We start from the raw sequence: 5978 nt of genomic DNA on the forward strand, positions 1-5978 counted from the left end.
GCCGAGCAAGGCCGCCCCGGTGAAAAAACCGCGCTGAAACCCGGCCCGCGCCGGGTCTTCCGACAAACGCGAGCTGAAACGATTCACCTTCAGCCCGATCCGCGCTAGAACATTCCTGTCGGCCGCCCTCTCCGGGCGCCCGTTCCTGAGGGAGGAACCATGAGCCACAACCTCGATACCCTGTTCCCCACGCTCACCGACATCCCCGAGGCCTGGCGCCCGGACGCGCCGGTCGAACAACGCGAATACCTGGTCGGCGGTGAACTGCGCCGCTGGAACGGCCCGCTGGCGCCGGTGCGCAGCCCGATCTTCGTGAAGGGCGCCGCCAGCGAAGAACAGGTCATCCTCGGCAGCACCCCGCTGCTCGACGCCGAGGCCGCGCTGGCCGCCCTCGACGCCGCGGTGGCCGCCTACGACAGCGGCCAGGGCCTGTGGCCGAACCTGCGCGTGGCCGAGCGCATCCAGCACGTGGAAAGCTTCCTGGCGCGCATGCGCGAGCAGCGCGCGGCGGTGGTCAAGCTGCTGATGTGGGAGATCGGCAAGAACCTCAAGGACTCGGAGAAGGAGTTCGACCGCACCTGCGACTACATCGTCGACACCATCCAGGCGCTGAAGGAGCTCGACCGCCGCTCCAGCCGCTTCGAGCTGGAACAGGGCACCCTCGGCCAGATCCGCCGCGTGCCGCTGGGCGTGGCGCTGTGCATGGGCCCGTACAACTACCCGCTGAACGAGACCTTCACCACGCTGATCCCGGCGCTGATCATGGGCAACACCGTGGTGTTCAAGCCGGCCAAGTTCGGCGTTCTGCTGATGCGCCCGCTGCTGGAGGCGTTCCGCAGCAGCTTCCCGCCAGGGGTCATCAACATCATCTACGGGCGCGGCCGCGAGACGGTCTCGGCGCTGATGGCCAGCGGCAAGGTCGACGTGTTCGCCTTCATCGGTACGCACAAGGGCGCCGCCGACCTCAAGCGCCTGCACCCGCGCCCGCACCGCCTGCGCGCGGCGCTGGGCCTGGACGCGAAGAACCCCGGCATCGTCCTGCCGCAGGTGGACCTGGACAACGCCGTCGAGGAAGCCATCACCGGCGCGCTGTCGTTCAACGGCCAGCGCTGCACGGCGCTGAAGATCCTGTTCGTCCACGACAGCGTGCTGCAGCCGTTCCTCGACAAGTTCAGCGCGCGCCTGGCCCAGCTCAAGCCGGGCATGCCCTGGGAGCCGGGGGTAGCGCTGACGCCACTGCCCGAACCAGGCAAGGTGGATTACCTCAAGGGGCTGCTGGACGACGCCCTGGAGAAAGGCGCCAGGGTCATCAACGCCGGCGGCGGCGAGGCGCGGCAGAGCTTCTTCTACCCGGCGCTGCTCAGCCCGGTGACGGCGCAGATGCGCCTGTACCACGAGGAGCAGTTCGGCCCGCTGGTGCCGGTGGTGCCCTATCGCGAGCTGGAGGAAGTCATCGACTATGTGCTGCAGTCCGACTACGGCCAGCAGCTCAGCCTGTTCGGCAGCGATCCCGAGGAAGTCGGCCGGCTGGTCGACGCCTTCGCCAACCAGGTCGGCCGCATCAACCTCAACGCCCAGTGCCAGCGCGGCCCGGACAGCTACCCGTTCAACGGCCGCAAGAACTCCGCCGAGGGCACCCTCTCGGTGCACGACGCACTGCGCACCTTCTCCATCCGCACCCTGGTGGCCACCCGCTTCAACGCCGCCAACAAGGCGCTGATCAGCGAGATCATCCAGGGCCGCGAGTCGAACTTCCTGACCACCGACTACCTCTTCTGATGGCCAGGCGCCGGCCCGCGCTCCGCCGGAGCGCGGGCTCAGGTGCTCAGCAGGCCCGGCAGCGGCGTCTGCTCGTGCAGCTCCTGCACCTGGCAGGCGTAGGGGCGACGCAGACGCAGGCGCTCGGCGTCGCACAGCAGCGGGCCGTGCTCATCCTCGTTGCCGAACGGATCGTCGCGCAACACCCCGGTGATCCGCCCCTGGCGGAACAGCTCGCGAATGGCCAGCAGGTTGTTCTCGCGCCGCCCACTCAGTTCGGCGAGCGAACGCGGCTGGCTTTCGGACAATTGGCACAGCACTGAAACCAGCAGCGCCGGCGATGGTCCAGGACTCATGGTGGCTCCCCTGTACGGCCATGGAGACGACCCCGGAACTATGCGGGCGAATTCTTAACGAATTCTTACGCGGGCCGGGTCCATGGCCGCTAGCGTTTCAATCCAGGCCGCTGTCGCGGTCCGCCTCCAGGCGCGCCAGGCGCTCCTCGAGTGCGGCCACGCGGGCCTCCAGTTCAATGATCCGCGCCTCGTCCTGGACGCTGTGCTCGGCGCGCGGCGCGGAGGCCTGGCGGCCGCTGGCGGCGATCGCCGCCTCGCGCTCGGCCTCGCTACCCAGCAGGTGCATGTAGCGGTCCTCGCGCTGGCCGGGCTGGCGCTCCAGCTGCACGGCGAATCCCCGCACGGCCAGGCGTTCCAACTGGTGGCGGAGTTCTTCGGTGTCATCGAAATCGTGCATGCGCATGCTGCGCGTGAGCAGCTCGTTGAGCGTCTGCGGGCCACGCAGGAACAGCAGGCCGAGCAGCACCCATTGCGGCTTGACCAGCTCCAGGGCCTTGTCCAGGCGCTGCTCCCAGCGGTCGGCGCGGCTGCCCATGACCAGGCGCACCATATCCAGCCCTTCCAGGCGGCGCAGGGCCTGGCCGACCTGGCCGGGGTTGAGGTCCATCACCGGCTCGCGGCTGGTCTTCTGGTTGCAGGCGGTGACCAGCGCGTTGAGCGTCAGCGGATAGGTTTCCGGGGTGGTCAGCTGCTTCTCGATCAGGCTGCCGAGGACGCGGAGTTCCACCGCGCTCAGGGGTTCGCGCTCGGGCAGGCTTGCGGATTCGTCGTTCATGCTCGTTCCAGGAGTCTCTTCGAGGGCTCTAGCCTAGCCGCCCGCGCCGGCTTTGGCACTCTCGGCGAGGTCACTGGGGCGCATGCAGCCGGCTCACCGGGCGCTCCACCACCGACCACAGCGAAGAGGACTCCAGCAGCGCGCGTACCCGTGGCTGGCCTTCGCCGGCGCCCAGCGCCTGGCGCGCCATGTCGCCGGCGAACCAGTTGGCGGTGTTGGCCGCCACCACCCGACCCTCGGCGTTCACCACCAGCGCTTCATTGCCCAGGCGCAGGAGGCTGCGCAGCAGCACCGGCTCGAAGGCCTGCAGGGCGATATCGGCGGCGGCCACGCCGATGAAGCGGCCCGCCACCCGGATCGGGATGGAGAACGCGAGGATGTACAGGTCGGTGCCGTAGAGGTCGACGAAGGGCCCCTCCACCGAGGGCAGGCCACTGCTGCGCGGCCGCGAGTACCAGGGCATGTTCGGGTAGTCGTAGAAGTGTTCCTTGCGCAGGTCGAAGCTCAGCGACAGCGGCACGGCGCGGCCACGGGGGCCCTGGTGCCACCATTCGAGGAACATGTCGCGATCGGCCAGCACGCCGGGCTCGAGCACCACGCCGGTGCCATGCATGCGGCATTGCTCGCTGGCCAGGTTGCGCTGGATGCGCGGGCGCAGGGCGGCGAGATCGCTCGCTCCGGGCGTGCGCCCGGACGCCGCGCACGCTTCCCAGATCGCCACCACCTCGGCGGCCATGTCGTCGAGCCGCTGGAAAACGTTACGGATGGAAGCGTCTATAGTCTTCGCGCACTGCTGGAGTTCGTCCGCTGCAATCTCGGGAAACATGACCGGGGCCTCGGGTAGTCGGGGTTTCGCCACGAGCCACGGGGCTCGCTTCCTTGCCCCGGCACGCCAGTTCGCTCGGAGCGCAAAGCTTACAGCAAGCCATGTGCCATTCGGCACCGGCGGCACGGCGCTTGGCATTCGCAAAACCATAAGATATGGTCTCAGATGTATTATCCGGATTCGCCCCTTGGGGCATTACAACGACAACCAGCAGGAGCAAGCGAACCATGACCCAAGCGACCCGAGCCGACTGGGAAGCCCGTGCCAGCCAACTGAAGATCGAGGGCCGCGCCTTCATCGACGGGCAGTACCTGGACGCCGCCGACGGCGCCACCTTCGACTGCCTGAGCCCAGTGGACGGGCGCCTGCTGGCCAAAGTCGCCAGCTGCGACGCCGCCGACGCCGAACGGGCCGTGCAGAACGCCCGCGCCACCTTCGAGTCGGGTGTGTGGTCGCGCCAGGCCCCGGCCGCGCGCAAGGCCGTGCTGATCCGCTTCTCCGAGCTGCTCGACACCCACGCCGAAGAGCTGGCGCTGCTGGAGACCCTGGACATGGGCAAGCCGATCGGCGATTCGCTGAACGTCGACCTGCCCGGTGCGGTGGACAGCATCCGCTGGAGCGGCGAGGCGATCGACAAGGTCTATGACGAAGTCGCCGCCACCCCGCACGACCAGCTCGGCCTGGTCACTCGCGAGGCGGTGGGCGTGGTCGCCGCCATCGTGCCATGGAACTTCCCGCTGATGATGGCCAGCTGGAAACTCGGCCCGGCCCTGGCCACCGGCAACTCGGTGATCCTCAAGCCGTCGGAGCGCTCGCCGCTGACCGCCATCCGCATCGCCCAGCTGGCCATCGAAGCGGGCCTGCCCAAGGGCGTGCTGAACATCCTGCCGGGCTATGGCCACACCGTGGGCAAGGCCCTGGCGCTGCACATGGATGTGGACACCGTAGTGTTCACCGGCTCGACCAAGATCGCCAAGCAACTGATGGTCTACGCCGGCGAATCGAACATGAAGCGCGTGTGGCTGGAAGCCGGCGGCAAGAGCCCGAACATCGTCTTCGCCGACGCTCCGGACCTGCAGGCCGCCGCCGAATCCGCGGCCGCCGCCATCGCCTTCAACCAGGGCGAAGTGTGCACCGCTGGCTCGCGCCTGCTGGTGGAGAAGTCCATCAAGGCGCAGTTCGTGCCGATGGTGGTCGAGGCCCTGAAAGGCTGGAAAGCCGGCCACCCGCTGGACCCGGAAACCAACGTCGGCGCCCTGGTGGACGGTCGTCAGCTGGAGCAGGTGCTGGGCTACATCGAAGCGGGCAAGGCCGAGGGCGCGGAACTGCTTACCGGCGGCCAGCGCGTGCTGGAGGAAACCGGTGGCACCTACGTCGAGCCGACCCTGTTCGATGGTGTGAGCAACGCCATGCGCATCGCCCGCGAGGAAATCTTCGGGCCGGTGCTGTCGGTGATCGAGTTCGAGAACGCCGAAGAAGCCATCCGCATCGCCAACGATACGCCGTATGGCCTGGGCGCCGCGGTCTGGACCCGCGACATCTCCAAGGCCCACCAGACCGCCCGCGCCCTGCGCGCCGGCAGCGTGTGGGTGAACCAGTACGACGGCGGCGACATGACCGCGCCCTTCGGCGGCTTCAAGCAGTCCGGCAACGGCCGCGACAAGTCGCTGCACGCCTTCGACAAGTACACCGAACTGAAGGCCACCTGGATCAAGCTCTGATCCACCCGATCCCCCACTCGCTTGCGGGTGGGGGATCACTCCCTCCCTGGAATTCCCCCTCCAACGCCCACACTCGGTCACGGATAGCGCTTGCGCTAGCCGATGCCGTGGCATTTCCGATGGAAGTCCGAGAGTCGCTGGGTCCCCGCGTTCGCGGGGATGACGCCGGGGGCGCCTACGTTTGATCCGTCGTTCCCGCGAACGCGGGAATCCAGCGCCTTTCAACGCACGGACGCTACGTCCTACCGCCGTAGGAGCGGGCCACGCCCGCGATGCGTTCCGCAGCGGGCGGCAATCGCAGGCATGACGGACGCCGAGGACAACCCAGGCTTTTCCGCGCACAAAAGCAAAACCCCCGACCAGCTAGGCTGATCAGGGGCTTTGGGATAGGTGCTTGACGATGACCTACTCTCACATGGAGAAACTCCACACTACCATCGGCGATGCATCGTTTCACTACTGAGTTCGGGATGGGATCAGGTGGTTCCAACGCTCTATGGTCGTCAAGCAATTCTTTCGGACGCTCGTGGCTTGCGCACACG

The 5978-nt window shown here is 67.8% G+C and carries 5 protein-coding genes and 1 rRNA gene; 2 read left to right on the top strand and 4 right to left on the bottom strand.

From position 1 onward, the window contains the following. Window positions 1-159: 159 nt before the first annotated feature. Window positions 160-1779, top strand: a complete 1620-nt coding sequence (locus P3W75_RS18750) for an NADP-dependent glyceraldehyde-3-phosphate dehydrogenase (protein ID WP_276228818.1) — start codon at window positions 160-162, stop codon at window positions 1777-1779. Window positions 1780-1817: 38 nt separating this feature from the next. Here the strand turns inward: P3W75_RS18750 and P3W75_RS18755 are convergent, their stop codons facing one another. The 3 genes from P3W75_RS18755 to P3W75_RS18765 all read right to left on the bottom strand — a co-directional run bounded on the left by P3W75_RS18755 (window position 1818) and on the right by P3W75_RS18765 (window position 3715). Next, on the bottom strand, window positions 1818-2114 hold the full coding sequence (locus tag P3W75_RS18755; protein WP_276228819.1) for a hypothetical protein: 297 nt from the start codon (window positions 2112-2114) through the stop codon (window positions 1818-1820). A 97-nt stretch (window positions 2115-2211) separates the two neighbouring features. After that, on the bottom strand, window positions 2212-2889 hold the full coding sequence (locus tag P3W75_RS18760) for a YceH family protein (RefSeq protein ID WP_276228820.1): 678 nt from the start codon (window positions 2887-2889) through the stop codon (window positions 2212-2214). A gap of 70 nt (window positions 2890-2959) precedes the next feature. Then, a complete protein-coding gene (locus P3W75_RS18765) occupies window positions 2960-3715 on the bottom strand; it encodes a cache domain-containing protein (RefSeq protein ID WP_276228821.1) in 756 nt (251 codons plus the stop codon). Between the two features lie 227 nt (window positions 3716-3942). Between P3W75_RS18765 and P3W75_RS18770 the strand changes: the two genes are divergently transcribed. Further along, window positions 3943-5436, top strand: coding sequence for an aldehyde dehydrogenase (locus P3W75_RS18770; protein WP_276228822.1), 1494 nt, complete (start codon window positions 3943-3945; stop codon window positions 5434-5436). Between the two features lie 392 nt (window positions 5437-5828). On the opposite strand, the gene rrf is transcribed toward P3W75_RS18770, so the two are convergent. Next, window positions 5829-5944, bottom strand: a 5S ribosomal RNA gene (gene rrf / locus P3W75_RS18775). Window positions 5945-5978 lie beyond the last annotated feature (34 nt).

Origin of the sequence: Pseudomonas citronellolis, from assembly GCF_029335315.1 — a bacterium.
Lineage (GTDB): Bacteria > Pseudomonadota > Gammaproteobacteria > Pseudomonadales > Pseudomonadaceae > Pseudomonas > Pseudomonas citronellolis_A.